This window comes from Bacillus cereus group sp. BfR-BA-01309 (genome assembly GCF_022664315.1).
Classification (GTDB): Bacteria; Bacillota; Bacilli; order Bacillales; family Bacillaceae_G; genus Bacillus_A; species Bacillus_A mobilis.
In genome coordinates this window covers 23615-49706 of sequence record NZ_JAKUHE010000025.1, presented here as the reverse complement: position 1 = coordinate 49706, position 26092 = coordinate 23615, and the positions used below count along the sequence as shown (strand labels likewise).

Here is a 26092-nt window from a genome sequence, read left to right as displayed (position 1 = left end):
AAAATTAAAAATGAGCCCGGTACAATACCGGACTCATTTGGATCAAGCTGCCTAATGAAATAACCGTGTCTAACTTTTAGGGGTCACTTCATCACTATAAATAGGAGCGCTCGTTTTTATTTTCGTCTATTCCTTTTCTGGCCAAATTTTCGCGTTTGGTTCTAATAACCACTTGTGTTCTTCTTCCATGATACGATCATTCCATGGGTTATTCTCAAGATGTCGAATCATCCAACAAAAATACATTGCATATCCAGGTGCCGTTGCTTGCGGATGGTCTAGTTCACCTGGAATTGTAATAAAGCTATTATGTACAACGCGATAAGCATCCTCACCTACCATTGCACATCCAAATCCCTGCGGCTTGTTAAAGCGATAATAATATACCTCTGGCTGGTCATGGTGATGTGGTGGATAACTGGACCATCGCCCTGGATAAGAAATAACTTCTCCTACTACCATATTAGAATATACCGCATTATTATAGTCAAAAATTGTACGAATAACACGCTGTGCTGTTCCCTCCCATAGTCCTTCTCCAGCTACTACACTTTGACATTCATTTGGAGTATACAACTTGGATGCAAATTTTTGGTCATTATCTGTTTTTTGAACAAGCACTTCACTATCTGAAAGAGCAGTAATTGTAACTTTCACATCTTTAGCCACATGTAAACACCAAGGGTTTTCTTCAAAAACAGACTGCCTTTGAATAACTTGTTCCTTTCCTTCCCACTCTAAACGTATGGCCCCTTCTAGTAATAGAACTGCCGTTTCATTCTTATTATCAAATAGCAGCTCTTCTTTTCCAGTAGACATCTTATATATACCAATATCCATTAACATATCACTGCATTGGCCGTTCATTTCTGTTAATACATTATATCCTTCATTTAATTCACCTAATTTTCCTAACACGGCTTTCTCCCCCTTTTAATTAATGGCTACTCTATCATTCTCTACCTTTGTCAGCTAACTAAATTTCGAGTCTCTTCTAATATTAATGAAGAAAACTTTTATGATTATGCTCTGTTTTCACTTCCGAATATTCGCATATGATTTTTAACGTTTTTGTATACGGCCTCAATAACATCTTGATGATACGTAAAGTAATCTAAATAAGGAGTATTCTGGGCGGCAGTGTTAACAGCAGTAATTACATTCTGAAATGTAGCTGTTGCTACATTAATTTTTCGAACACCACATTGAATGCATTTCTTGAAATCCTCTGGACTAATTCCAGATCCACCATGTAACACTAGTGGGATATGGACTACCTCATTAATTTCCTGTAGGCGGTCTAATCGTAAATTGGGATCTCCATTGTACATACCATGCGCATTTCCAATCGCAACAGCTAACGCATCTACGTCGGTTTCTTCTGCAAATTGTTTTGCTTCTTTAGTACTTGTTAGCAACATCTCAATATCTTCTGATCCGTCCTCACTACCACCAACTCTGCCAATCTCAGCCTCTACCGTCGCTCCATATTGTTTCGCAAGTGCTACAATTTCTTTTGTCTTTTTGATATTCTCTTCTAATGGATAGTGAGAGCCATCAAACATAACCGAACTAAAACCAATTTCTAACGTCTCTTTAATTGTTTCAAATGTCATACCGTGGTCAAAGTGAACTGCTACTGGGACGGTCGCTTTTTTTGCCGCAGCAACCATCAAAGGACCAATCAGATGAATCGGCGAATGATTCAAACGAACTTCCGCAATTTGTAGAATAAGCGGGGAACGTAACTCTTCTGCCGCTTGAATAGCTCCCATTACCATTTCCATATTAGCAACACTGAAAGCTCCGACCCCATAATTCTCTTGATTTGCTTTTATTAAAATATCCTTCATTTGCACTAATGGCATTACACATTCACCTGTTTCAATATTATTTATTAAATAGAAAACAAATGTCTCGTCTTTTTACTCCTTATGTAATCTCACCATGCGGAAATTACAGACCTGTTTTTTCTTTTATAAATTTTCGAGCTTTTAATGCGTATTCAAAAGGATTCGCTAAAGCTGGATCTTGCTCTGCTTCTATCACAAACCATCCTTTATACTCAGAGTTCGCAAGGGTAGTAAACACTTCATCAAATACTATTACGCCATCCCCAGGAACTGTAAATGCACCATTCTTCACTGCCTGTAAGAAGCTTAAATCACTTTCCTTTACAGCATCTACTACTTCTTGGCGAATATCTTTTAAATGTACATGTTTAATACGAGGTAAATATTTTTTCAAAATATAAAGCGGCTCTTCTCCTGAAAAAACAAGATGACCTGTATCAAAAAGCAAGGATACAAGCTCTGGATCAGTCATATCCATTAACCTTTCAATTTCTGCTGTTGTTTGAACACCCGTACCCATGTGATGATGGTATACAATTTGTAGCCCTTTTTCCTGAGCTAATTTACCGAGGTGATGTAACCCATCCGCTAGCTTCTCCCACTCTTCTTCTGTAAAAACGGGTTTGTTTTTAAATAGCGGCACATCCATTAAACCCTGAATGCTATGTCCTTGTTCTGATACAACGATGACTTTTGCACCCATATCATGCAAGAAATCTCTATGTTTAATAAATGCTTGTACCGTCTCTTCAAGTGGTTTCGTTGTCAAAAATGCACTAAACCATGCGCTAGCAATCTCCAGATTTCGTAATTCCAAAGATTTTTTCAATACAACTGTATTTCTCGGATATTTATTACCTACTTCACTACCATTAAATCCAGCTAGTGCCATCTCACTAATACATTGTTCAAATGTATTTTCTGCTCCTAGCTCCGGCATATCATCATTTGTCCAAGCGATTGGTGCAATTCCAAGCTTAATCGTGTTTTCTTTGAACATTCTCTTGTCTCTCCTCTTTGCAAAATGTGATAGAATTCCGCCAACTTCTCTTATCTGTCCGTTAAAAAGAGGGCTTTCTAAAGAATATGCATGTAGATAAAAAGCCCTCTTTGTGTCCTAATCTAATACGATCTTGCCTTTTGCAAGTTACTTACTTTACTCTCATATGCAGCTTGTACACTTTGACTATTAGATACTTCTGCAACACCTACATGCCACCATGACTCGTATCCATTTGTCATTGTTTTTGGTAATACTTTAATATCAATCAATGTAGAGACCGTTTGTTTTTTCGCATCTTTAAACGCTTCCTGTAATTGTTCCACCGATGTAACACGATACGTTTTCACACCGTACCCAGCCGCGCTAGCTGCAAAATCAATTTTCATAATAGCCCCGTTTAATTTACGAGTTTCCTGGTTTCGGTAGCGAAACTCTGTTCCAAAGCTCCCCATTCCGTTACCCATTTGTAAGTTATTAATGCAGCCAAATCCGGAGTTATCAAACAATAAAACGTTAATTTTTTTGTTTTCTTGAAGACTTGTGACGAGCTCAGAATGAAGCATTTGGTAACTGCCATCCCCTACCATTGCATATACTTCTTTCGATGGTTCAGCTAGCTTTGCACCAAGTGCGCCTGCAACCTCATAGCCCATACAAGAGTATCCATACTCCATGTGATATGTATTTGGTTTTCTTGATGCCCACATTCTTTGTAAATCACCCGGAAGACTTCCTGCCGCACCAACGATGATTGCATCTTCATCAAGTAATGTATTCATTTGTCCAATGACTGCAGTCTGTGTTAATTGTGTACCAAGTGCGTCCACATACTCATTTAAATTTTCATCAAAATGACCTTCGACTTCTGGCGTGAAATCTTGACCTGTAAAGCGAATATTATGTAAGCGTGCTAATTCTGTTTCCCAAACTTCTTTTGCATCAGCGATTTCTGCTGTGTAACTAGATTGATAATCAATTGCTTGCAGTTCATCCATTAGAGTAAGAAGCGCTTCTTTTGCATCTGCTATCATCTTCAATGCATCGAGCTTGTTCGCATGGAATTCTGAAATGTTGATGTTTAAAAACTCAACATCCTCATTTTGAAATAATTGTTTAGATGCCGTTGTAAAATCAGTAAATCTCGTCCCGATTCCAATAACAAGATCCGCTTCCTTTGCAATTGTATTGGCTGCTAAATTTCCAGTTACTCCGATGCCGCCAAGATTGTATGGATGACTGCTTTCTATCGCACTTTTCCCAGCTTGTGTTTCTCCAAATGGAATATGGAATGTTTCAGCGAACTGTTTGAGTTCCTCTGCCGCTTCTGCGTACCTAACACCACCACCGCAAATTATAATTGGCTTTTTCTTTCTCTTAATCATGTCAACTGCATCCACTAAACTGGCTTTTGTAGGTAGACGACGTTCAATACGGTGAACACGCTTTTGGAAGAAGTAACTTGGAAAATCCCAAGCTTCTCCTTGGACATCTTGTGGTAAACAAATTGTTACAGCTCCTGTATCTGCCGGATTCGTTAAAACACGCATGGCTTGAATCATAGCTGTCATCAATTGTTCAGGACGGTTTACCCGGTCCCAATACTTACTTACCGCACGAAAAGCATCATTCGTAGAAATAGATAAGTCATGTGTTTGTTCAATTTGTTGAAGAACAGGATCAGGTTGTCTCGTTGCAAATACATCACCTGGAAGTAGTAAAACGGGAATATTATTTGCAGAAGCAGTTGCAGCAGAGGTAATCATATTTGCTGATCCAGGACCAACAGAAGAAGTACATGCCATAATTTGTTTTCTATGTTTTTGTTTCGCAAAGGCCATCGCAGCATTTGCCATCCCTTGTTCATTTCTCCCTTGATATACTTCTAATTCCCCTGCATCTTCTTCTAAAGCTTGACCTAGGCCTACTACATTTCCATGACCAAAAATCGTAAAGATTCCCTTAATAAATTTTTGTTGTTCTCCATCAAACTCTACGTATTGCTGATTCAAAAATTTCACCAATGCTTGCGCCGTCGTCATTCTAACAGTTTGCATATTGTTTGCTCCTTTCTATCTCTATCATTCATTCTGCATATGAAAAAGGAGTATTAGGAATTTGATAGACTCCTAATACTTCCTTCGTATGTTTTACTACTTTCGTTACTTTCGCTTACGAACAACTAGAGAGATTCTACTTCTCTCTTCATGATTACTTTTCCCAGCGAGATGTAAGCATTTTCTTTCTAGTATAAAACTCAACGCCGTCCGTACCATTCGCATGAAGATCACCATAGAAAGAGTCTTTCCAGCCAGAGAACGGGAAGAATGCCATTGGTGCTGGTACCCCAACATTGACACCTAACATACCTGATTCAATTGTTTCACGGAATTGACGTACACTTGCTCCGCTATCTGTATAAATACAAGCTCCATTTGCAAAGCGAGACTCATTCGCAATTTCAATTGCTTCATCTAATGATTTCACACGAACAATGGATAAAACAGGAGCAAAAATCTCATCTTGCCAGATTTTCATTTCTTTTGTAACATGGTCAAAAATTGTTGGGCCAACGAAGTAGCCAGCTCCTTTTACAGCTGTATCTTCGCGTCCATCACGAACTAATGTAGCGCCCTGTTCTACACCTGAATCGATGTAACCAATTGTGCGCTCTTTATGGTTATCACGAATAACTGGTCCTAAAAATACATCTTCATCAAGACCATTGCCGATTACGATTTTATTTGCTTCTTCTACTAGTCTTTCAATTAATTGATCTGCAATTTCTTCTTCTACTGTAACAACAGAAGCGGCCATACAACGCTCACCAGCTGAACCAAATGCAGCACTAATAATTTGCTTTGTTGCTAGTTCAAGATTCGCATCATTTAATACAATGGAATGGTTTTTCGCACCCGCTAATGCTTGAACACGTTTTAAGTTTTCTGTTCCTTTTTTGTAAACGTATTCTGCGACAGGCTGAGAACCTACGAATGAAATTGCCTTCACTAATTTATGTTCCAAAAGACCGTTTACTACATCGTGTGCACCATTGACAATATTTAATACACCTTTTGGTAAGCCAGCTTCTTCAGCTAGTTCAGCCAATTTTGCTGCTAGAAGTGGTGTACGCTCTGATGGTTTTAATACAAATGTATTACCACAAGCAATCGCAAGTGGGAACATCCAGCACGGAACCATCATTGGGAAGTTAAAAGGTGTAATTCCGCCTATAACACCAATTGGGTAACGATACATACCAGACTCAATACCTGTCGCAATATCAGGAAGCTGTTTTCCCATCATTAATGTAGGAGCACCCGCTGCAAACTCCACACACTCAATACCACGAAGAACTTCACCGTAAGCTTCGTTATAACTTTTTCCATTTTCAATCGTAATAAGTTTCGCTAACTCTTCCCAGTTATCTACTAGTAATTGTTGATATTTAAATAAAATGCGAGCACGTTTTGGCACAGCTGTTTTGGACCAAGATTTGAACGCTTCATTTGCTGCTAATACAGCTTGTTCAACATCTTCTTTCGTTGAAAGTGGTACCCGGGCAATTACTTCTCCTGTTGCAGGATTATATACAGCTTCCATCTTCGTTGAAGAGGATTCTACCCATTCGCCGCCAATGTAGTTTTTTACAATTTGTGCTGTTTGTACTGTCATATTCATTCTCTCCCTTTTATGTAATGTAGAAGCGTCCAATAGGATACGCCCTTACTTGATTACTCATTTATGAAGTTTCTATACAATTTCTTCAGCCGTTTCCATGAATGCAGAAATCTCTGCCCTTGTTGGCATTGCATCAGAACAGCTATGCTTAGAAATAACAATCGAAGCTGAAGCGCCGCCTAATCGCATCGCTTGAGGAATCTCAAGCCCTTGCATTAGGCCATAAATAAACGCAGAAGCATACGAGTCACCAGCGCCAAACGTCTTTAATACCTTTGTTTTAAAAATACCGCCTCGGTGTGATTGACCATCTCTCGTATAAGCGATTGAACCATCCCCGCCGTGCTTAATTACGACGATTTTCGCATAATGGGAAAACCATCTTTCAGCCGTAACTTGGTCATTAGATTGTTCATAGTTTAATAGTTTTTCCATCATATCGAACTCTTCACGCGTTCCAATAATGACATCAGATTTTTCAGCCGCTAGATTGTAATACACAGCCGTTTCAGCTTCTGACTGCCATGTATACGGGCGGTAATCAACATCAAAAAATACGACTACATCATGCTTACCCGCATATTCTAGCGCTAAAAATACCGCCTCGCGAGAAGGACTTTTCGCTAAAGCTGTTCCTGAAATTAAGAGAGCTTTTGATTGTTTAATATAGTCCTCAGATACTTCTGTTGGATCAAGATTTAAATCTGCGACATTGTCGCGGTACATTAAAATACTGCAATCTTCAGGGCTTTTAATTTCTGTGAAAGCTAAACCTGTCACTGCACCAGTGCAATCAATACATATCTGATCCGTATTAATATTGTTATCCTTTAAGTATCCTGTAATAAAGCGGCCCATTTGATCATCGGACACTTTACCGATAAATCCTGTTTGTAAGCCAAGACGCGCCGCACCAATCGCAATATTCGCAGGAGATCCCCCCACATACTTAGTAAATGTTCTTGTTTCTTCCATAGGACGTTGTGTTTCATTGGCATTTAAATCAACGCATAAACGTCCAACTGCAATTAGATCTAATGGACAATCTTCTTTAAAAATAAGTGGATTCATTGTTACTACCTCCCGTGCTTTATGTAAAGGTAAATGATATGGTTCAGAAATTTTTATAACCATACGATTCACTGCTCTTTAAGTTTCTAGAAGTAAGCGCCCTCTTTACTGATTTAATGCAGGCTGTTTATGCTCAATTTGAACAGGTTTTCCTGTTAGTAAAGATTCTTTCGCGGCCTTCGCAATTCGCTCCGCTTGTAAACCATCATTACCACTGCAAATAACAGCTTGTCCCTCTATAATTGACTTTGTAAATTGTGTTACTTCCTCAATGTAAGCCTGTGTATAGCGCTCTAAGAAGAAATAAAGTGGCTTATCTTTTACAACGCCTTCTGTTTTTGACACTTGTACTGTTGTCGGACAGCAATTATCCGCAGCGACCGCTCCTTTTTCACCAAACACCTCAAGACGCTGGTCATATCCATAAACAGCTTGGCGACTATTATCAATTACCCCTAAAGCTCCATTCGCAAATTTCAATGTGACAATTGCTGTATCAACATCATTTACTTCCTGAATGGATGGATCAATTAATGTTGTACCATATGCAAATACTTCAACAACTTCACTATTCATCACATACCTAGCCATATCAAAATCATGAATCATCATATCCATAAACAATCCACCTGAAGAACGAACATATTCTATACTTGGCGGTTGTGGATCTCTAGACGTAATTTTTAAAATATGTGGGTGTCCCACTTCTCCTTGTTGAATAAGATCATAGACTTTCCTGAAGTTAGGATCGAAACGGCGGTTAAAACCTACTTGAAGAGATACTCCTTGTTCTTTTACTACTTCTAATGCATCTAATGTTTCTTCTACCGAGAAACTAACTGGCTTTTCACAGAAAATATGTTTTTTCGCAAGAGCCGCTTCTTTAATAATTTGCGCATGTGTATTTGTTGGTGAACATATAAAGACAGCATCAATTTCTGGATCTGCTAATAAATCCTGATAGTTAGTTGTCAGAGTGGAAATCCCTTTATCCTCAGCCCACTTTTCTAAATGACTAATCACTACATCTGAAACCGCTTTAATTTTTACTTGTGGCATAAGCTGCAAATTATCAACATGCAGTTTCCCAATTCGTCCAGCACCAATAATCCCAATCGTTACAACATTCATATGATTTCTCCCTCTTTATTTAAATTTAAGAAACAAAATGGAAGTCTATAAGGTTTAGCACATCAAATCCAGTTAAGCGCTTTCCCTATTTTTCTTCATTATACACACTTGATTCTAAATTGAAAACATTTTTATTTTTTTGAATACTTTTCTTTTCATCCGAATTTCAAATTTAGTAAGTAAACGTAATCCATGCATCTACAAAGTAATAATAAGAAACAAATAATCTAAACAGCTACAAAAATACTCTTTTAAAATACTGATATAACAAAGAAAACTAATCCTTCTAAAGATTAAACTCCCATCTATAAGTTATTTCTTTCTATTCATGCTCACAATCATTTTAGTGTCCAATAAGCAAATAGATTGCACCCCATGAAAGAAAGTTGTAAATTGTCAAAAAATTTCATTGACGACCCCGCGAATGTAAGCGTATACTTCTTTTATCAAAAACAATTAAGCGCTTAACCAAAAAATAATTTATCGGTGGTGGGAGAATGAACGCAATTAGTTCAAACAAAACATTTATGGACAAGATTGGTATCCCTTCTAATTTAACTTGGGGATACATAGGGATTATTGTTTTTATGATTGGGGATGGTTTAGAACAAGGATGGTTATCCCCTTATCTCGTTGAGAATGGCTTAACGCTAGAACACGCTGCTTTTCTGTTTACGATTTACGGAATTACTGTATCTGCTTCTTCCTGGTTTTCGGGGGTATTTGTACAAATGTGGGGACCAAGAAAAGTAATGACGTTTGGTTTAGTATCATTCATTTTAGGCTCCATTGGGTTCATCGGTATAGGAATTCAACATATGAATTATCCCGTTATATTACTTTGCTACGCTCTACGAGGATTTGGTTATCCCTTATTTGCTTATTCTTTCTTAGTTTGGGTATCTTACAGTACTCCTCAGCAAATGCTTTCAAGAGCAGTTGGTTGGTTCTGGTTCGTATTCCAGCTTGGACTTAGTGTTATCGGGGCCTTCTATTCTAGCTATATGGTTCCTAAAATCGGGGAAATCGCTACTTTATGGAGCGCCTTAATTTTTGTTGTCATCGGGGGATTATTCTCAATTGTTGTAAATAAGGACAAATTTAAAGCACAAACCGTAAGCGCTAACAAATCAAGCGAATTACTAAAAGGCATTACCATCGCATTTGAAAATCCTAAGGTTGGTATAGGTGGTATTGTTAAAATTATAAACTCGGCCGCTCAGTTTGGATTTGTTGTTTTCCTGCCTACCTATATGATGAAATATAATTTTACAATGACTGAATGGCTACAAATTTGGGGTACTCTATTCTTTGTAAATATGGTGTTTAATATTATTTTTGGTATTGTTGGAGACAAGTTTGGTTGGGTAAATACGATTAAATGGTTCGGAGGAGTCGGTTGCGGAATTGTAACTCTTGCACTCTATTATGTACCACAAATGGTAGGACATAATTATTGGGCAATATTATTTGTTGCATGTTGCTACGGAGCAACACTTGCCGGTTATGTACCTCTTACAGCTTTAGTACCATCTTTAGCTCCTGAAAATAAAGGAGCTGCAATGTCTGTCTTAAATTTAGGCTCAGGATTATCAGCATTCGTTGGTCCATTAGTAGTAACTGCTTTCATCGGTCCATTAGGTGTTGGCGGCGTAATGTGGATCTTTGCTGGTTTGTACTTCTTTGGCGCATTTTTAACTCATTTCCTTACTATTCCAAAGGAAAATGAGATGAAACAGGATTTAAATACGAAAAGCGGAGAGCAATTCTCAGTATAAACTCTAAATAAAAAGAAGGTCATCATAACTACACTTAGTTACGATGACCTTCTTTTTGTTACATTCAAGTAGGCTATTAAAAAACCTATCATGTAATATCCTTTACTGATGATCGCTCTACTAATTGAGGAATAATAGTAATTTTTTGCTTAGCATGCGCCTTCATTTCCATCGTTTTTAAGAGTTGTTCAAACGTACAGGCTGCCATTTGTGTAATTGGCTGTTCAATCGTCGTTAACCCTGGATCAGCAATCTCAGCATAGATGGTATTATCAAATCCGATAATTGATAAATCTTCCGGAATCGAAAGCCCTTGTTTTCTTGCTTCATTCATAAGGCATATAGCAATCAAATCTGTACAAGCAAAAACCGCTGTAGGCCTGTTAGGCAAACTAAGTAATTCTTTACTTGCACGTTTGCTATCTTCCACTGTCGAATAGCAGCTAATTATAGCATCATCATCTAACGAAACCCCTGAATCCGTAAGAGCCTGTTTGAAACCATTCAGTCTTCCTAAGCTACTTTTTCTATCCTTCTCCATCATAATCGTTAAAGATGTATGTCCTTTCTGCGTCAGATAATTCCCAGCTAGATAGCCTCCCCTCATATCATCAGTTGTCACAACATGAGTTGTGATGGAAGGATGATCTACGGTGAATAAAACAAGCGGCAAATCTCGGTTCACGATTTTTTTTACAAGTTTATAATCATTTAGCTCCGTTGCAATAATTATGCCATCTACTTGCTTTTTAAATAATAAATCAATGTATTCATGCTCACGTTTTGTTTGATGGTCTGTACTACATAAAATGAGTGTATACCCTGATTCTCGTGCACTATTTTCAAAAGCTCTTGCTACTTCCGCAAAAAATGGGTTTGAGATATCTGGGACAAGTACCCCAATCGTATATGTTTTTTTACCTGTTAACGCTGCTGCTACACTACTTGGTTGGTAATCTAATTCATCCATTACTTTATTTACTTTGTTTATTGTTTTTTCACTAATACGCCCTGTTTGATTAATTACCTTGGATACAGTCGCTATTGATACACCTGCTTTTTCCGCAACATCATAAATTGTTGGTTTCACTTTAATTGTCCCTTCTTAATCATCTTTTTCTATATTTTATCATAAATATATTTTGCTTCTTGGTACACAAAAGGAATTCTTTTAAAATTCGTAAGTATTTCTATCTTCTAGCGTAGTGCTTCATATTTACGAGCTAATTAACTTTGATGATACACCGATAGAAATATTTCGCCGATTTGTTTATTAGACATCTGATGTCCATATGCAAGGCTCATTACAACCAGAACATGCAGGAACGTTCATGGTTCTTTCTACCATTTACACCAACTCACAATAATTTCTAATCAATTATTGTAATTCCTAATATTAAGATGTAAAATAACATTATCTTATATGCGCTTAAGATAGATCGGAATAAGAAAAGGAACCCTTCTGGGTTCCTTTTTCTATGAAAAAATAATAAAGTATCCTATTAAGATGCTCTCCGCACTTACTTTTTCTATATAACTCTAATTCCTATTTCCATAAGGATACCTAATACAATGCACACTAACTAACCCTACTAATATTTAAAAAATCTTGTATCCCAAAATGTCCAAGTATTATACATAGAATTAAGCCTATAGGATATACAAAGACTTCTATCCAACCTATCCATTCATTTTCCCTAGCTATATTATATAGGACGTAGTTATACGATGATTAAAACTCCTAATACAATTAAACTTAATCCTAATACCATTTATCCACCATTTTTTCATTCCCATTTCTATAAATAAGCAATTATTATAATTACTTCTTTGTAAAATAAAAAAGGACAACAATTCACTAAAACAATTAAATAACTGATATAAAGTATCATTGCCCACAGATTTACGTTCTCGGACTACTTAATCTTGTTCCCTATCTTCTTTAATGGATCCTAAAATCGCTAAAAATAAATTTGCTTTATATATGATACGATGATTTCTTATTGCCAAAATCAGTATTACTGGAAATACAATGCATGGAATTAGAATTATGTTCATATTACTGTTTCCTACAATATCCATAATTGTTTTAACATAATCTATATTTTCTCCACCAACCTTACTGGAAATTTGCGCTAATTGAGCCGTGGTAGCTATTAATATCGATACTACAATCCCTACAAAAGTAGCAAGTATTGTATAAATTTGAAAAATGATTTTTGCAGTATCAATATAAGAAACTAACATAGAATAATAAAGGTTTAGCTGTTTCTTATCACGTATTTCTGAATCTATATACTCTTTAAACTTTTCCATTTCCCGAAGGTTATTACCCTCTTTAAAGCGTGTATACTCCTCATTTAGGTAACTATAAATGCTACGACTTTTTTCTATACCACGCATTCTAGCATCCTCCTGGATTCTTGTATTACTACTATTATTTTGAACTTGCTCATTTGTATTTACCACAGACAAAAAAATCCCTCCTAAAATAATCTAAAACACCTATTCATAAAAATATAATAATGTTAAAATATCAATTAATACAACATACTTTCTTCAAATTAAGTCCTTTTTGCTTATCCCTTGACTGTCTCGATAATTGAAACTATCCCTTTCCCCCTTATAAAATCAAAAAGATTTTATCCAAATCTAGTTACTGGTCCATATCCATTTTTTTAATATGGCACTATTATATTGTATATCTACATAAATATACCTATCAAACACATTATATTTATATATAATTATAATAGGTTTAAATGTACTTATTAAAATAATATATTGCTTTTAGGGAGGAAATGTTATGAAAAGAAAATTAGTTACATTATGCTCTGCATTATGTATTAGTACCTTAACAATACTTGGAGTTGGACATTATACCGCCCATGCTGAAGAAGTCTTTGCTGATGTACCACAAAACCACTGGTCATTTAAAGCCATACATGACTTAAAAGAAAAACAGATCCTATCTGGATATGGAAATGGCATATTTGGCTTTGGGGATGATGTTACCCGAGAACAAGTTGCCATTCTTATGTACAATTACCTCAAACCAGTTAATAAAGAAGCAAATACTAATCCTTATTCAGATATCAATTCTCTCACAACCCATTACTCAAAGGAGATTTTATCTCTGACAAACTTAGGAATCTTCACTGGAGATGAACATGGTAACTTCCGCCCTAAGGATACTTTAACACGAGCTGAAATGGCTTCTGTATTAACGAAGGAATTTCAATTAAAAGCAACGGGAGCATTTACTTTTAAAGATATACCGAATGGATATTGGGCAAAAGATGCAATTCATGCTATTCATTCCAATCATATTGCGGAAGGTACAGGTAACAATGACTATAGTCCTTATATGAAGGTGTCTAGAGAACAGTATGCACAATTTATCTTTAATGCTATGAATAGAAATAATGAACCAAATAATAATAATTTACCACTTATACCTGTTGAGGAAATTGGAAAAATTGGAGAGTCTCATGTTACTAATGGAGGAACAATATTTAAAGGATAAAATACACTAATACAATACTAATAACTAACCTTCTATATCTACTTTCGAATAATACACCGAAAGTTTGCTATTAATATAAAATACCAAGTCTCCAATTTCCCTGGAGCTGAGCAGTTAGTTCATACTACCTGCTCTTTTTATTGTCACCCTTCCATAGTACCTCCATATGTTGTATAGAGATATCTCCTTCTAAATTGTCATTGATGCCTCTTTCAAGTCCTAATACACACCTTAAAAATAGCATTTTTAAAAAGTGCTATTTTTACTTTTCATGTCACCCATCCTTGTATAAGGATAATAAAACTCTTTAATTTTATCTTTAGAAAGGCAATAACCTCCCATCAAACAGTATGATAGGAGGTTATTAAAGTCATTTAAAATTTGTTTTTTTTATGTTTTGGATTTTAGCAAATAATAATATTGTTTAATTTGAGGCACAAATTTAAAAAACAAACTTCTTTATTTCAAGATCATAATTTTTTCTTTTACAAATACTGCAAACCTCTCCAGGTCACCTTCCTCAATTAAATTCATCACTTCACGTTCGCCATCATGAAAAAATATGATTTTCTTTCCTGTTAATAATCCTTTTTCTACATCTATTGAATTAATTTTGGCATAATTAAATACTTCAAACGTTTCACTCCCTAAATATTTTGTATAAAAACACATACGTTCATTTGTAGCGACCAATATCCCTTTTCTTTGACTACCCATACCAAATACTTGATATTGAAACATTCCATATAGGCTATTTTCAATAATCTCATTTTCATTAAGATGTGATTGTACCAATGTCATAGCCGTTTTTATATTTTTCATGACAACTCCTCCTGCATTCTCCCTTTATTAACTATAAGGATATTAAGATATCCTTATTTTAATCATACAGGATAAAGACTTCGAATTCCAATTAATACCACTTTTTTTCGAACAACTTTATTAACTGTGAACAATCCTACGATGAATTGAGATTTTAATTTATGAATAATTTATGGAATTATTTCCATAATAAATCTCTAATTTTCTTGAATTCTCCCTGAGGCAAGGCCGCTATTTTTTATAGCGGCCTTTCTTGTATGGATTATAAATATTTACGCATACTATTAGCGGAATGCTTGAATCATTGTCATTGAAAATGTTCAGCGCTTCCGCTCCTTAAGAGAACAGTCTACGCAACTGTTCTCTTTCCTTTTTTCACGCATATAATCTGACAAGCATTATTAACTCTAACTCCCCTACAATTAATCGCATTGCAACATTTTCAACGTTTCCTCAACAAATTCTCAATATTTATCATGGACAACAGCACACTTTCTCAACAGTTTTAATATCTTAATATTAGATACTAAAAGAAGGTGTTGAAAAATGACTTGGTTCATTATTTTAGGATTTATGCTTATTTTAAATATAAGCGGTTTTCATGCACATAGTATTCATATCATTTTCAAATTAGATTCAGATGCAAAAGCTGTGCCAGTCTGGTCTTTCGTTAATAGAATAAACTTCGAAAATTTTAAAGAATTAATAGAAAAATACAAAAGAAATAAACTTAAAAGCCATGCAATAGGAGAACTTGTTATCCCTTTAAGTTTATTCAATCAATTATTTAGCAAATAAACAGACCACCTCATACGGGCGGTCCGTTTTAAATCAAATGCAATTAACAAAATTGATACACCCAAACGTGCTCTTATAATGAAAAACTGACAATATGGGAAACGTTTATAAGTCATTATCTTTTTAGCTACTGATTTACATTTACTACATAGAAAAATTCACTTGCAGGTATCCCATTCCTAAAAGTTCCTGATATATTCTTTATTCCCTATATTAATTCCATACATATCTCTCACACATGAACGTTATTACATATTATACCCAACATATTTATAGATTTTAATAAAATTAATTACAAAAACTTCCTAAATTAGATAGGAGGGCCACTTTATTCTGTCAACTCCACCTATATTGATAAATACGAAACATACGATGTTTGTAGCTCTACAAAATATCCATGGCAAGATTGAAATTATCACGATTAAACCTTATCAACTCTTCAATAAACACTCTTGAGTCCCTAACCATCTCATCATATTCTGATGCATATATCTGAATTAATACACTCTAGCAGGTCCAATCCCTTTAATTCAAATTTGCCAATTCACGAAATCTAGATTTTTTTCAATCTAAGAAAAAGAACAAATGGCTATATACTACTACCCATTCCCTACAGGCCAATCTATATGTTTTCTTCCATATTCCTTCTGAGAAGACCATTAAACCAAGAAGATACAAAATCTTTCTCTTCTCTTTTTTTATTTTGGATATGATTATTTATTACGTGATATAAAGTACTAAACAATTTATCATTTCCTGCATCTCCGTCAAAAAACGATTCATACTTACCTCCTCGATAAGCAAATAAACCTAAATCTAATATACATATAATATCCAGACCTGGGTGGAACGGTAGCTCGCCATCCTTCTCGATAAAATTTTTATTATCATTTAAATAATCAAGGATAGTTTGTTTTTGCTGTATATCAGTTGTATATGCAAAGAGGACACACAATGGAAACTGTTTTGGTTTTCTAGAAATTAAGTCCTCCTTACTATAAGGGAAGTATTCGGAATAGACCCCCTCTAACTCTATATATTCTTCATTATCAAATCCTCCAAGAGAAATACTTTTAACTTTGTTTGCACTCTTTTGAGACGTCAATACGACATCTTTACTATTTCTATAAGTAAGTTTTGTTTCTATAACTACATTCAATGAATCAATATGTATTATTGAGTTCTCATACCCTTGAAAAATAGGAGGTATAGAATGGGGATCATAAATCATAATATCTAGTTGATTCGAATGATTATCAACATTATCCATCACAAATCCTGTTCCAACACTCACTCTTTGTGGAAGCATCTTACTTAGAAAACCCTTTAAAATCCCTTCTGCCTCTCGCCCTTTTTCACCATTATGTGAAAAATCTTTAATCAATTTTACTTCAGTACATATTTGTTCAACATGATTCTCTAAAGTCTTATATGCAAAGTTATACATTTTACTCATTGTACAAATATCCTCCTATTCATTGTATGGTTAATATCTCAAAAGACCTAATTTAAATACTATACCCTATTGTCTATATACTTCCTCCTTTCCATTTTTGTCACCACTCATTAATTTAGAAAGGTCCATATCCTGATTTCTATTTTATCTCCAGATAATGATTATTGACCCTATTTACATTCCCTTCATTATAAGGTATTCTTTAAAAAATTTAGCTTTTAAATCTATTCCACTTATACCGAACCAAAAACGTTTGCTACATCTCAATCATACATATTATATTTCCAACATTTTTCATACAGGTGAATTGTACTATAATAAGCGATAACTTAAGCTTCTATTCTTAAATACAAAAGTATTTCCAAGCCTATTGTGACATACGAAAAGAGCAGCAACAATTTAGCCCCTGCTCTCATCCTTCTAGTATAATAAAATCAAAATTTTATTATAACTTAAATTCTAATTTAATATTTTAAATATTGAGATAAAAAATTATGCTAGAATGTCTTGAAAATACCTAATGAATCCGAAGTTATATCTAGGTCGTTCGAGTCATAAAATACTCCACCCGTCTGAATCGTGCCATTTAACTGCATTAGGTATTTTATAAACATAGGCTTAATTGGTTTCCCTTGAATTTGATAGTCTCTTTTTAATATAAGCTGTTTAGGTTTCATCCTATTATAAAAATCGATGTATTTATACTTTGATTGATAACTTGCGTGATGATTTATTTTAATTGAAATATCATTGTTTAATAAATTACTTTGATTAACTAATTCCCTTTTTAACTCTATTAACTGTTTTTTGGATGCATCACCTGTAAAAAAGGTCGATCCTATTCTACAAATTAAACTCATTTCATTTTTTATTTTCTTTTTAATAATTGCATTTTCAATTTCCTTCCACATGGTTAAATAGTCTAATTTATTTATTTTGTATTTTTCTTTATTTAGTACTCCCCCCATCCTTAAGTCAGAGATAAGTTGATGTTCGTTAATGGAGTCAAGCCATTTTCTACTCCCTTTTGGATAGCATTTAACTCTTTCTATAAAATCATTAATTAGTCTAAAACTCATTATTACAGAAGATGTCGGGAATGATTGAAACTCCATCAGACCGTTACGAAAGTTCAATTGCCACGGTAACGGATTAGATTTAGTTCTCCTTCTGATAGCATAAACAGTAAAATTGTCAAAACCATTAAATTCCGGAACCTCAACTATATTATAATCTCTTCCAAAAAGAGAACTAATCCTACATCTTGAAGGAGTAAAATTAAAACGGAATTTCTCTAACACATAAACTAGAGGTGAAATGATAATAATTTTTGGTTCTAAATTTTCAATAACAAAATTAGCTAACTCAATATGGTCTTCATCACCATGAGTAATTACAAAGCAATCTAGATGTTTAAACAACCACCTGTATTTTAAAATTACTCTCTCGCCTTTTTTAGTTCTCCCGGCATCAACTAGATATTTATGTGTTTCTTGTACTAAAAATGATTCAGACCTCGATGCATAATTTGTTAAAATTACCCATCCCATTTTCTTTTATTCAACTCCATTAGTAAAATAAAATTTAATAACAATTTATTTAGCACTTTCAAATCTTTCTATCCTATGCCAATTCATATACCGTCGTTGTCTATGATTCATTCTAATTCTCATATTTTCATCGATATTCAAAAATATCTTTTTATCCTTATCCAAACTAGCTGAAATCATTATTGTTCCAATTTTATCAAAACTAATATCTACCTTGTCAAATAAAGCGTCATGATTTGAACACAAAAGCAATCCCTTGTTGACATCTAGCCCCTCTTGATTATTAGACTAACTCCAAGGTTTGATATAACTGGCTAATAGGAAATGTTCATCTGTTACGCCACTTAATCTACATTTCTATTCAACTGCTAAGAGAGCCTTTTTAAAAGTAGATTGACCAATTCTCGACTTAATAATTAAATTTTTTTCTTTCTTCTAAAAAATAGGTGAATCTATATCTTTTTCAATTTTTTTATAAATTATTTTTTACCTTTGTCTTCAAGCTGAAATTTTTTTCAAACTTCTTCAAGTAATTGTAATACTTCTTTTGAGCATTATCTACAAGATAATTAAGTAACTTAGATTGGTATTCTTGCTCGTTTCCATGTAAATCGAATAATTCAATCTCAGTTGGATAATTTGTACTAATATATTCGTCAAATGCATATTTGTTTAATACCTACTTTACTATTGTAAATTTAACATAAACATGATTCCTTCTTTCCTCCAAGTAATAACAGCTTTGCAACATGACTTAGCATTTTGCTAATAGTTAAATGCTCCTATCCTAAATCAACATCTTTTCATCGCTTTCCAGTCACAAAAACTAAATAATAGACAATAGATTATCTGATATCCTGCACAACTTTTAAAAACAGCTTTACTTCCTGCTCGTTCCACACAGTTAAATCTTACTTATCACATTTGGACAACTTCGTTTTAGTTACAAAATTTTTCCCATTCAATTTGATAATATAAGAAGTATAAAATTAATAATAATTTTAATACTTCCTATCTCTCAATCTTTTTATCTAATAAGAAATATTAACTACTACAAAATACCTTCAGATCAATACCAGTAGTTTCTTTAATATAGTTTTCAGTAACACCAAGTAAGTTTAAAATATCTTCACTAACATTACTCTTAGAAATACTTGGTTGGACTATAAAAATTTCAAAAATCATTGGCATCTTTTTTTTTGCTTTCTCTTTTAAAATCTCTAATTCTTCTTTGGAGCCCTTCTCTATTCGACTACATGAGGATTTATTATGATTTTTCACTTTCCTTCTTAGAAGGTGATTAAAAAATTCTTTCCCATCTTTATACTTCCAATGTGTAGATTTTTGAGCTTGCCCACATACTTCATATAAATTACCTATATCATTTGAAACCTTTCCCTTTTTAGCATACTTTAAATGATACATTTGAATTTTTATGCTTTGATTCTCTTCCTTTATGGTAACAATATCAGCTATTTCGCCATTACCATCATCATCATAAATAATATGGTAGTCTTCTAATTTAAGCTTATTAATAAAATGATACTGTATCGAATCAGTACGTCTTGGCTTAACTTGTTGTGATTCTTTTGCAATATTTGTAAACGACCAATCATGTGGAATCAATAACTCTCTATCGTATAAATTTATAGTATGCTTTAATTCAACATATTCACATCCTGTTAAGGATGAACCATCCGCAAACCAAATAGTTGGTGTATATGTTTCTAAAAATTGAATCAATGAATATTTCCTAGTTCCATACTGTACTATAATTTCTTCTTGTGCTAATAGTTCAAATCTATAATCAGGGTATGATGAATCGAATTCTGATTTTTCAAAACTTTATATCTAATTGGAATCTCAAAGATGTCTGACTTTAAAGCTAGTATTATCTCAGATCCTAATATATACTCTTTAATTATAAGATTTACTTCCCCTAAATTAAATGACGAAGATTTCCCATATTTAAATTCACATTTAGTTTCTGCTTTACTATAAATTTCATCATCCCAGTCAACGCTTATAGGGGTAATTTGAGGCATTTTTGTAATCATTGTAGGAACTAAGCATTCCTTTAAAACTTCATTCGCATCAATATTTGGATTTATTAATTTCTCTCCGATATTAGTACACCAATCTTTTAAGTGTTTTATATTTCCTTGCATCTTTGTCCAGATTCTGCCCTTGTATGAACAACCAATATTTACTGGATTTCCCCCTTCATATCCAGCACCTACAATATAAGCTTTCTGACTACGCTGTTTTTCAGTTAATGATAATGCTTCACCAATATCACTGCCCACACTCATTCGATATCGTATATCTTTTCCAAGAAATAATTTCAAACCTACATTTTGTAACTTAATACGTTTAATATTATATAAAGCTTTAAAAACATCCATTTTATTAATTAAAATAGGCTCTGATACTACAATTTCCGCCAATTCCTTATATAAACCCTCATTATCAGAACCATTAATAAAGAGCAACTTATGTTCAGGGTTCCAAATGAAAATCAATAAACTCCATGTTAAGTTGTACGCATTTTTATCACTAAGCCAATCCAGTTTATTTCTTTTCGCATAAACGATCACAGCAACATTTTCGCTTTCATTTAAATCAAAGAAGGCATACTCAAAATTAATTTCTTCTAAAAACTGACTTTCTAATAATTTAGGAGACCATTTTCCTACCTTACTTTTATATACTACTGTACTTAATTTCGGTTTAATATTTTGAAAAGAAAAGATAGATGAGTTTAAATTACTAAAACCTTCTAGAAATTCTTTATAATTAACTTCATTTTCTATGCTAGTACTACTATAGTTAGATAATAATTCATTCCAATCCGCATCGCTACTATACAAATTTTCTAGCGCACCCGATACATTTAAATCGGCGATATTGGCTATGAAAGCCGCACTACCCAATTTTAAATCATGTTTAGTTCTTGTAAATCGCCCTGTAAATTGTAATGTAATGGGTAAGCTTTTTTTTATGTCATGAAGTGCAGCTACTTTTAATTCAGGTAAATCAAATCCTTCTCCCAACATATCTACACAAACAATGATTTTATGTTTCTTTTGTTTAATATCCTCAAGGATTATTTTCTCATTCTTAATTTTTGAATATATAATTATTGGATTTAAATGTTTATATTTTGCATATATTTCAAACACCTTGTCGGCCCTTCTTTTGTTTTCACATCGAGCCATAAGAATATGTGGTAATCCATTATTGATATCAGTTTCTAATCTTTTAACTGCTTCTTCCGCAATTAATAAATCAGCTTTTTCACGATCATATTCTTTTACAGAGATAAAATCAATTTTAGTAAAATAACCATCTTTTTGTGCTTCACTTAAAGGGAAATTAAAAACAATTTTACCATCTAGGTTTTTCCCATCATTTCTAAATGGAGTGGCTGTAAACTGAATTACTTTACTATTATCAAAGACTTTTCGAAATGAATCCCATGTCTTTGCTTTAACGTGATGAGCTTCATCAATAAACACATTAGTGCATTTATTTGAAAATAAGTCTTTCATTTTTTCATTTATTGATGTTAATAACTGCATTGTGGTAATAATAACGTTACAATTATCAAGAAATAATTCTAATTCTTTTTCATTTCCGAATTTTTCATAGATAACACCCACTTTAGGGAATTTTGCATCATTTCCTAAAATTCCAAATTCTTTTAAAATACCTAAATTAATAAACTTACTAGAAATTTGAGATCTAAGTGCGTCACTGGGTACAGTTACCAATACACATTTACAACGTGCTGCAATCATAGTGGACATCATCGTTTCTGTCTTCCCTGTTCCCGTTGGCATTACAACTGTTGCAATATCCGTAGAGACTTTCATATGACTAAGGATAGAATATAATGCCGCAATTTGCGGTCTCCTTAATCCTTTAATTTCTTCTTCATAAACTTCTTCTTTAAAATCGAATTGTCCATTCCAACTTTTCACAATTTCTTCAATAGACTCCACTTTTTGATCATTGGGATGTTTCAACCAACGTATTACTTCAACTTTTCCGTCTAATTCTTTAGATATATTTATACTATTAATAAGCAAAATATAAGGTACAGTTTTATCTATATATTTTTTATCCGTAGTAAAACAATACAAGTTACCTTCACTTTTTAATAAAAAATATTTTTCATTAGTATCGTGTAGTTTCCCCTCAATTGCTTTAGCATTAACAATTAATTGTTTAATAATATTTTTGTTTCGTGGTTTCTTATAAATAGTCTTCTCATAAGCTGGTAAATTTATTTTTAACATAATTCACTACTCCAATTTTTATTTAGTAAACTACTTCAAAATTCATTAGATTAACTGTCCATCTTTTCTTAGAAAAATTAACATGTGTATAAAATTAATATAACATTATTCATGCTAGTCACAGATAATTAAGTCCAACTTTTTATATTAATTTAACAAGTATTAGGGCTAGCTTCACACTAATAATAATTTCACTTTATTAGTTAGAAACTGACACTAATTCATTTTATAGTTAATGAACTGCAAAACAATAAAATTTCACTATACTTGATGTAGTTTCTTTTCTACAGGATACAAAATCTCAACTTCACAGATATATTTGTGCATTATGTAAAAATGATGTAATACGAGTATGGTTTTCTATATTTATGTTAATATCCATTCTAGAATAATTTTTGCTTTTCTTCTGCCTATTTAACTCAGGAGAAAAATAATATATTAACCCTGACTCAATATTATCCAAAACTTTAGAACTGGTTTCATACGGATAAATCCATTCTAAAGGTAAGTATTCTTTATTTTCTGTAAGAAACATAATGCTACCAACATATACATTCTTTTTTAAACCCTGATACTGTGGTGAATGTAGCTTTAATGCAACTGAATGACCACCATTAAATCTAGATTTAGCATTTATAGATGTTTTTCCTACATAAACAACCCTTTCATCTTCACCTGTCCCAACTGTAACAATATAAATTGGGTATGCTGGAGCTGGAGGTTTCCCTAACCTATACTCTATTTCATAAGCAATTTCTCTATCAATATCGATAAAATACTCACCCGTTATATAAGGTTCTTCGAATCCCTCTACAACTTCATAAGCTTCCTCTAAATATTCGTAGTTTTTCCTCCAAGCCTCTTTAAAAATCTCGTTATCTATATTTTTAATTTCATGTAGAGGAACACAAATATCTAATGCTAAAAAGTAACCTAATTCAGTATCTGGTTGAGCTTCTTTTAAAAATTTATAATGTGGTAATTCTCTTCTTTTATTTACCCAGTAAGAAATTGGTGAATATTTATCAATCCTATTTTTCCAATCCTTTAGAACATTTTCCATAAAAAGGCCCCCTTATTATAAGTGAAAATTAATAGTTTTTGTATTTCAAGTGACATGACTTTACTTCATAACCTATTTCTGTAGGCCCAATTACACAATAGTAAATTAAAGTAGTTAGATTTACAATAATAAGTCCCATCGAAATACAGTACTTTTTCACGTAAAAATTAAAGTAACCTTTCTCCCTCTTTATATCCAAATGTTTTTTATGTTTTATTTTAAAATACCCAACAATAATATATAATATTAATATACAACTATATTGTTTTTGAAAATGGGAGTAACAAATATGATTAATAGATTAACATTAGGCGAAACCGCATATTTTTATCATTTAAATTCTTCACTTTCCAATAAATTTATAGAACAACTTTTTATTAAAATTTCTAAGCATAAATCTGGTGCTTACATAGCTAGAGAAGTAAAGAAAACATCTTCGACTCATACTGATCTCACATATTCGCTATGTATATTCAAATTCAAGGCGAAGCCAAATTTTTTAGATGCACATGGTCCTGAAGAAGAAATTAAATACGCTTTCTTATTGATAGTCGAATACTCAAATATGCTTATTATAAATAAGAAAAATATTAGTGCCCTTAATTCTTTCTTAAAGGACTATATTACTGATGTGGAATATACTACTATTTCTCGTCTATTTTTAAGTGATACATCGAGTTTTGAAAAACTTTCTATGCTAAATATGGATATTAGTAATAACTCTGTGAGAAAACGTAATATTGAAGCAAATGATTTGAAAAGTTCATTTTCACCTATATATTCGAGTAAGTATATTATTAATAACTTAAGAGTTAAAGAAAATGAAAACAGGATCTCTTTAGCTCTTAATACCTCCAAAATTAATAAACTAGGAAAAAAAGTTTCCATTGAAGACTACTTTAGTTGGGGGATTGATGTGGTTAATAGAATTGAATCCTTCGAATTAAACGAATCTTATTTAGATAATTTCTCAATACCAATAAGTAACCAAGAACAGTTAAAAGAATTGCACCCCGCCTCTATACTCTTTCTTTTTAATGATTTACTAGAAGAATTAGCTGGGGAGGAATTTATAGAAGTAATATATAATTCGCCAGAAACAAATAAGGAAAAAAAGCTCAACTTTCAAAAATATCTAAGTGAATTTGATACGTATTTTGAAATTGATTTTAACATTCAAAATACGAATACGTACTCAATTTTGAATTCTGTTGATAAAAAATTACAGATCAAAAAAAATAAGGAATCAATTACAATAAATGCAAAAAAAATAAAAAACATCATTATTAAGTTCACGAATAAACAAATTAATCTTTTAGATTATATTAATCAAAACCAATGTTTTATTATTACATTTTCAGAGATAGATTATGTCTATTCAAACAAAAAATTATTTAAGGACTCTAAATTATTAGGAAATTTAACATCATTCTTAGACGTATTAAAACCTTACGCTACTTTGAAAGATATTAAATCAGAAAAAGGTAGTTATTATCCAGCAGCTACCCATTTTGATAATGATTCATTATTTCATTTTGTTGAAAATACACTTGCTCCTGATGTTGATTACTTATTTTGTGATGACTTAGGAAACGAGTTTGCCGATTTTATATCAATAACAGACTCTAAAAGTATATGCTATTATCATGCAAAAAATGGAAGTTCTGCACTTTCTGCCTCGGACTTTCAAATTGTCATTGGACAAGCACTTAAAAATATAGGAAATATGCATATGTCAACCTCTGCTTTAGGACGTAAATTATCCAGATGGGAGGAACAAATTAGCGGTACAAATATATCCTTAAAAAGAATTGGAGATTCAGTTAAAAACGGTGGGGAATCTTTTATTAGAACCATTAATTCACCAAATTCCACTAAAGAAATATACATAGTAGTAAACTTTCTTTCTAAATCAAATTTGGAGGTAGCATTAGATAATTTAAAAAACGACCTAACTTGTCCACACCAGACTATTCAAATCCTTTGGCTGCTCTCATCACTTATATCTACATGTAAAGAATTAGGAATAATGGTTCACATAACTTGTTTACCATAAATATAA

At 33.0% G+C, this 26092-nt stretch carries 20 protein-coding genes; 4 read left to right on the top strand and 16 right to left on the bottom strand.

Translation table 11 applies throughout. The annotated features are described in order from the left end of the window. Window positions 1–126 precede the first annotated feature (126 nt). The 7 genes from MR115_RS27205 to iolG form a co-directional block, all read right to left on the bottom strand. Entirely contained in the window at window positions 127–918 is a 792-nt protein-coding gene (locus tag MR115_RS27205; protein WP_242243382.1) for a 5-deoxy-glucuronate isomerase, read from the bottom strand. A gap of 104 nt (window positions 919–1022) precedes the next feature. Further along, entirely contained in the window at window positions 1023–1868 is an 846-nt protein-coding gene (locus tag MR115_RS27200; protein WP_242243380.1) for a class II fructose-bisphosphate aldolase, read from the bottom strand. An 88-nt stretch (window positions 1869–1956) separates the two neighbouring features. Continuing rightward, on the bottom strand, window positions 1957–2853 hold the full coding sequence (gene iolE / locus MR115_RS27195; RefSeq protein WP_242243379.1) for a myo-inosose-2 dehydratase: 897 nt from the start codon (window positions 2851–2853) through the stop codon (window positions 1957–1959). 122 nt (window positions 2854–2975) lie between these two features. Further along, complete coding sequence (gene iolD, locus MR115_RS27190; protein ID WP_242243378.1) at window positions 2976–4910, bottom strand: 3D-(3,5/4)-trihydroxycyclohexane-1,2-dione acylhydrolase (decyclizing); 1935 nt, start codon at window positions 4908–4910, stop codon at window positions 2976–2978. A gap of 154 nt (window positions 4911–5064) precedes the next feature. Then, on the bottom strand, window positions 5065–6528 hold the full coding sequence (locus MR115_RS27185) for a CoA-acylating methylmalonate-semialdehyde dehydrogenase (protein WP_242243376.1): 1464 nt from the start codon (window positions 6526–6528) through the stop codon (window positions 5065–5067). 78 nt (window positions 6529–6606) lie between these two features. Further along, entirely contained in the window at window positions 6607–7605 is a 999-nt protein-coding gene (gene iolC, locus MR115_RS27180; protein ID WP_242243374.1) for a 5-dehydro-2-deoxygluconokinase, read from the bottom strand. 105 nt (window positions 7606–7710) lie between these two features. After that, complete coding sequence (gene iolG, locus MR115_RS27175) at window positions 7711–8736, bottom strand: inositol 2-dehydrogenase (RefSeq protein WP_001103665.1); 1026 nt, start codon at window positions 8734–8736, stop codon at window positions 7711–7713. Between the two features lie 497 nt (window positions 8737–9233). Between iolG and MR115_RS27170 the strand changes: the two genes are divergently transcribed. Then, window positions 9234–10514: an MFS transporter gene (locus tag MR115_RS27170; protein WP_242243372.1), complete on the top strand. Its 1281-nt coding sequence runs from the start codon at window positions 9234–9236 to the stop codon at window positions 10512–10514. Between the two features lie 88 nt (window positions 10515–10602). Here the strand turns inward: MR115_RS27170 and MR115_RS27165 are convergent, their stop codons facing one another. Together MR115_RS27165 and MR115_RS27160 are read right to left on the bottom strand one after the other, a co-directional pair. Continuing rightward, on the bottom strand, window positions 10603–11604 hold the full coding sequence (locus MR115_RS27165; protein ID WP_242243371.1) for a LacI family DNA-binding transcriptional regulator: 1002 nt from the start codon (window positions 11602–11604) through the stop codon (window positions 10603–10605). Window positions 11605–12434: 830 nt separating this feature from the next. Continuing rightward, window positions 12435–12983, bottom strand: coding sequence for a hypothetical protein (locus MR115_RS27160; RefSeq protein ID WP_242243383.1), 549 nt, complete (start codon window positions 12981–12983; stop codon window positions 12435–12437). A gap of 337 nt (window positions 12984–13320) precedes the next feature. Between MR115_RS27160 and MR115_RS27155 the strand changes: the two genes are divergently transcribed. Then, window positions 13321–14040, top strand: coding sequence for an S-layer homology domain-containing protein (locus MR115_RS27155; protein WP_242243369.1), 720 nt, complete (start codon window positions 13321–13323; stop codon window positions 14038–14040). 459 nt (window positions 14041–14499) lie between these two features. Here the strand turns inward: MR115_RS27155 and MR115_RS27150 are convergent, their stop codons facing one another. After that, window positions 14500–14862 carry a PH domain-containing protein gene (locus MR115_RS27150; RefSeq protein WP_098357749.1) on the bottom strand — a complete coding sequence of 121 codons (363 nt, stop codon included), beginning with the start codon at window positions 14860–14862 and terminating at the stop codon, window positions 14500–14502. A gap of 546 nt (window positions 14863–15408) precedes the next feature. Between MR115_RS27150 and MR115_RS27145 the strand changes: the two genes are divergently transcribed. Then, complete coding sequence (locus tag MR115_RS27145) at window positions 15409–15660, top strand: hypothetical protein (RefSeq protein ID WP_242243367.1); 252 nt, start codon at window positions 15409–15411, stop codon at window positions 15658–15660. A gap of 622 nt (window positions 15661–16282) precedes the next feature. On the opposite strand, the gene MR115_RS27140 is transcribed toward MR115_RS27145, so the two are convergent. The 6 genes from MR115_RS27140 to MR115_RS27120 all read right to left on the bottom strand — a co-directional run bounded on the left by MR115_RS27140 (window position 16283) and on the right by MR115_RS27120 (window position 24030). Continuing rightward, window positions 16283–17116 carry a DUF6602 domain-containing protein gene (locus tag MR115_RS27140; RefSeq protein WP_242243364.1) on the bottom strand — a complete coding sequence of 278 codons (834 nt, stop codon included), beginning with the start codon at window positions 17114–17116 and terminating at the stop codon, window positions 16283–16285. Between the two features lie 497 nt (window positions 17117–17613). Continuing rightward, window positions 17614–18666 (bottom strand): MBL fold metallo-hydrolase, encoded by a 1053-nt coding sequence (locus MR115_RS27135; RefSeq protein WP_242243362.1) that lies wholly within the window; start codon window positions 18664–18666, stop codon window positions 17614–17616. 45 nt (window positions 18667–18711) lie between these two features. Beyond that, window positions 18712–18912: a hypothetical protein gene (locus MR115_RS30280; RefSeq protein WP_375337828.1), complete on the bottom strand. Its 201-nt coding sequence runs from the start codon at window positions 18910–18912 to the stop codon at window positions 18712–18714. Between the two features lie 798 nt (window positions 18913–19710). Further along, complete coding sequence (locus MR115_RS27130) at window positions 19711–20409, bottom strand: hypothetical protein (RefSeq protein ID WP_242243361.1); 699 nt, start codon at window positions 20407–20409, stop codon at window positions 19711–19713. Between the two features lie 44 nt (window positions 20410–20453). Continuing rightward, on the bottom strand, window positions 20454–22967 hold the full coding sequence (locus tag MR115_RS27125; RefSeq protein ID WP_242243359.1) for a DEAD/DEAH box helicase: 2514 nt from the start codon (window positions 22965–22967) through the stop codon (window positions 20454–20456). A 307-nt stretch (window positions 22968–23274) separates the two neighbouring features. Beyond that, window positions 23275–24030, bottom strand: a complete 756-nt coding sequence (locus tag MR115_RS27120; RefSeq protein WP_242243358.1) for a hypothetical protein — start codon at window positions 24028–24030, stop codon at window positions 23275–23277. Window positions 24031–24319: 289 nt separating this feature from the next. On the opposite strand from MR115_RS27120, the gene MR115_RS27115 reads away from it, so the two are divergent. After that, window positions 24320–26086, top strand: coding sequence for a hypothetical protein (locus MR115_RS27115; RefSeq protein WP_242243357.1), 1767 nt, complete (start codon window positions 24320–24322; stop codon window positions 26084–26086). The last annotated feature ends 6 nt before the right edge of the window (window positions 26087–26092 follow it).

What these genes read in the sequence shown, in the direction of transcription:
- MR115_RS27170 (WP_242243372.1), top strand. Translation starts at nt 9,234, where the DNA reads ATGAACGCAATTAGTTCAAACAAAACATTTATGGACAAGATTGGTATC.
- MR115_RS27135 (WP_242243362.1), bottom strand. Translation starts at nt 18,666, where the DNA reads ATGGGATGGGTAATTTTAACAAATTATGCATCGAGGTCTGAATCATTT.
- iolE (WP_242243379.1), bottom strand. Translation starts at nt 2,853, where the DNA reads ATGTTCAAAGAAAACACGATTAAGCTTGGAATTGCACCAATCGCTTGG.
- MR115_RS27140 (WP_242243364.1), bottom strand. Translation starts at nt 17,116, where the DNA reads ATGAGTAAAATGTATAACTTTGCATATAAGACTTTAGAGAATCATGTT.
- MR115_RS27145 (WP_242243367.1), top strand. Translation starts at nt 15,409, where the DNA reads ATGACTTGGTTCATTATTTTAGGATTTATGCTTATTTTAAATATAAGC.
- MR115_RS27120 (WP_242243358.1), bottom strand. Translation starts at nt 24,030, where the DNA reads ATGGAAAATGTTCTAAAGGATTGGAAAAATAGGATTGATAAATATTCA.
- MR115_RS27150 (WP_098357749.1), bottom strand. Translation starts at nt 14,862, where the DNA reads ATGAAAAATATAAAAACGGCTATGACATTGGTACAATCACATCTTAAT.
- MR115_RS27125 (WP_242243359.1), bottom strand. Translation starts at nt 22,967, where the DNA reads ATGTTAAAAATAAATTTACCAGCTTATGAGAAGACTATTTATAAGAAA.
- MR115_RS27200 (WP_242243380.1), bottom strand. Translation starts at nt 1,868, where the DNA reads ATGCCATTAGTGCAAATGAAGGATATTTTAATAAAAGCAAATCAAGAG.
- iolG (WP_001103665.1), bottom strand. Translation starts at nt 8,736, where the DNA reads ATGAATGTTGTAACGATTGGGATTATTGGTGCTGGACGAATTGGGAAA.
- iolD (WP_242243378.1), bottom strand. Translation starts at nt 4,910, where the DNA reads ATGCAAACTGTTAGAATGACGACGGCGCAAGCATTGGTGAAATTTTTG.
- MR115_RS27155 (WP_242243369.1), top strand. Translation starts at nt 13,321, where the DNA reads ATGAAAAGAAAATTAGTTACATTATGCTCTGCATTATGTATTAGTACC.
- MR115_RS27185 (WP_242243376.1), bottom strand. Translation starts at nt 6,528, where the DNA reads ATGACAGTACAAACAGCACAAATTGTAAAAAACTACATTGGCGGCGAA.
- iolC (WP_242243374.1), bottom strand. Translation starts at nt 7,605, where the DNA reads ATGAATCCACTTATTTTTAAAGAAGATTGTCCATTAGATCTAATTGCA.
- MR115_RS27115 (WP_242243357.1), top strand. Translation starts at nt 24,320, where the DNA reads ATGATTAATAGATTAACATTAGGCGAAACCGCATATTTTTATCATTTA.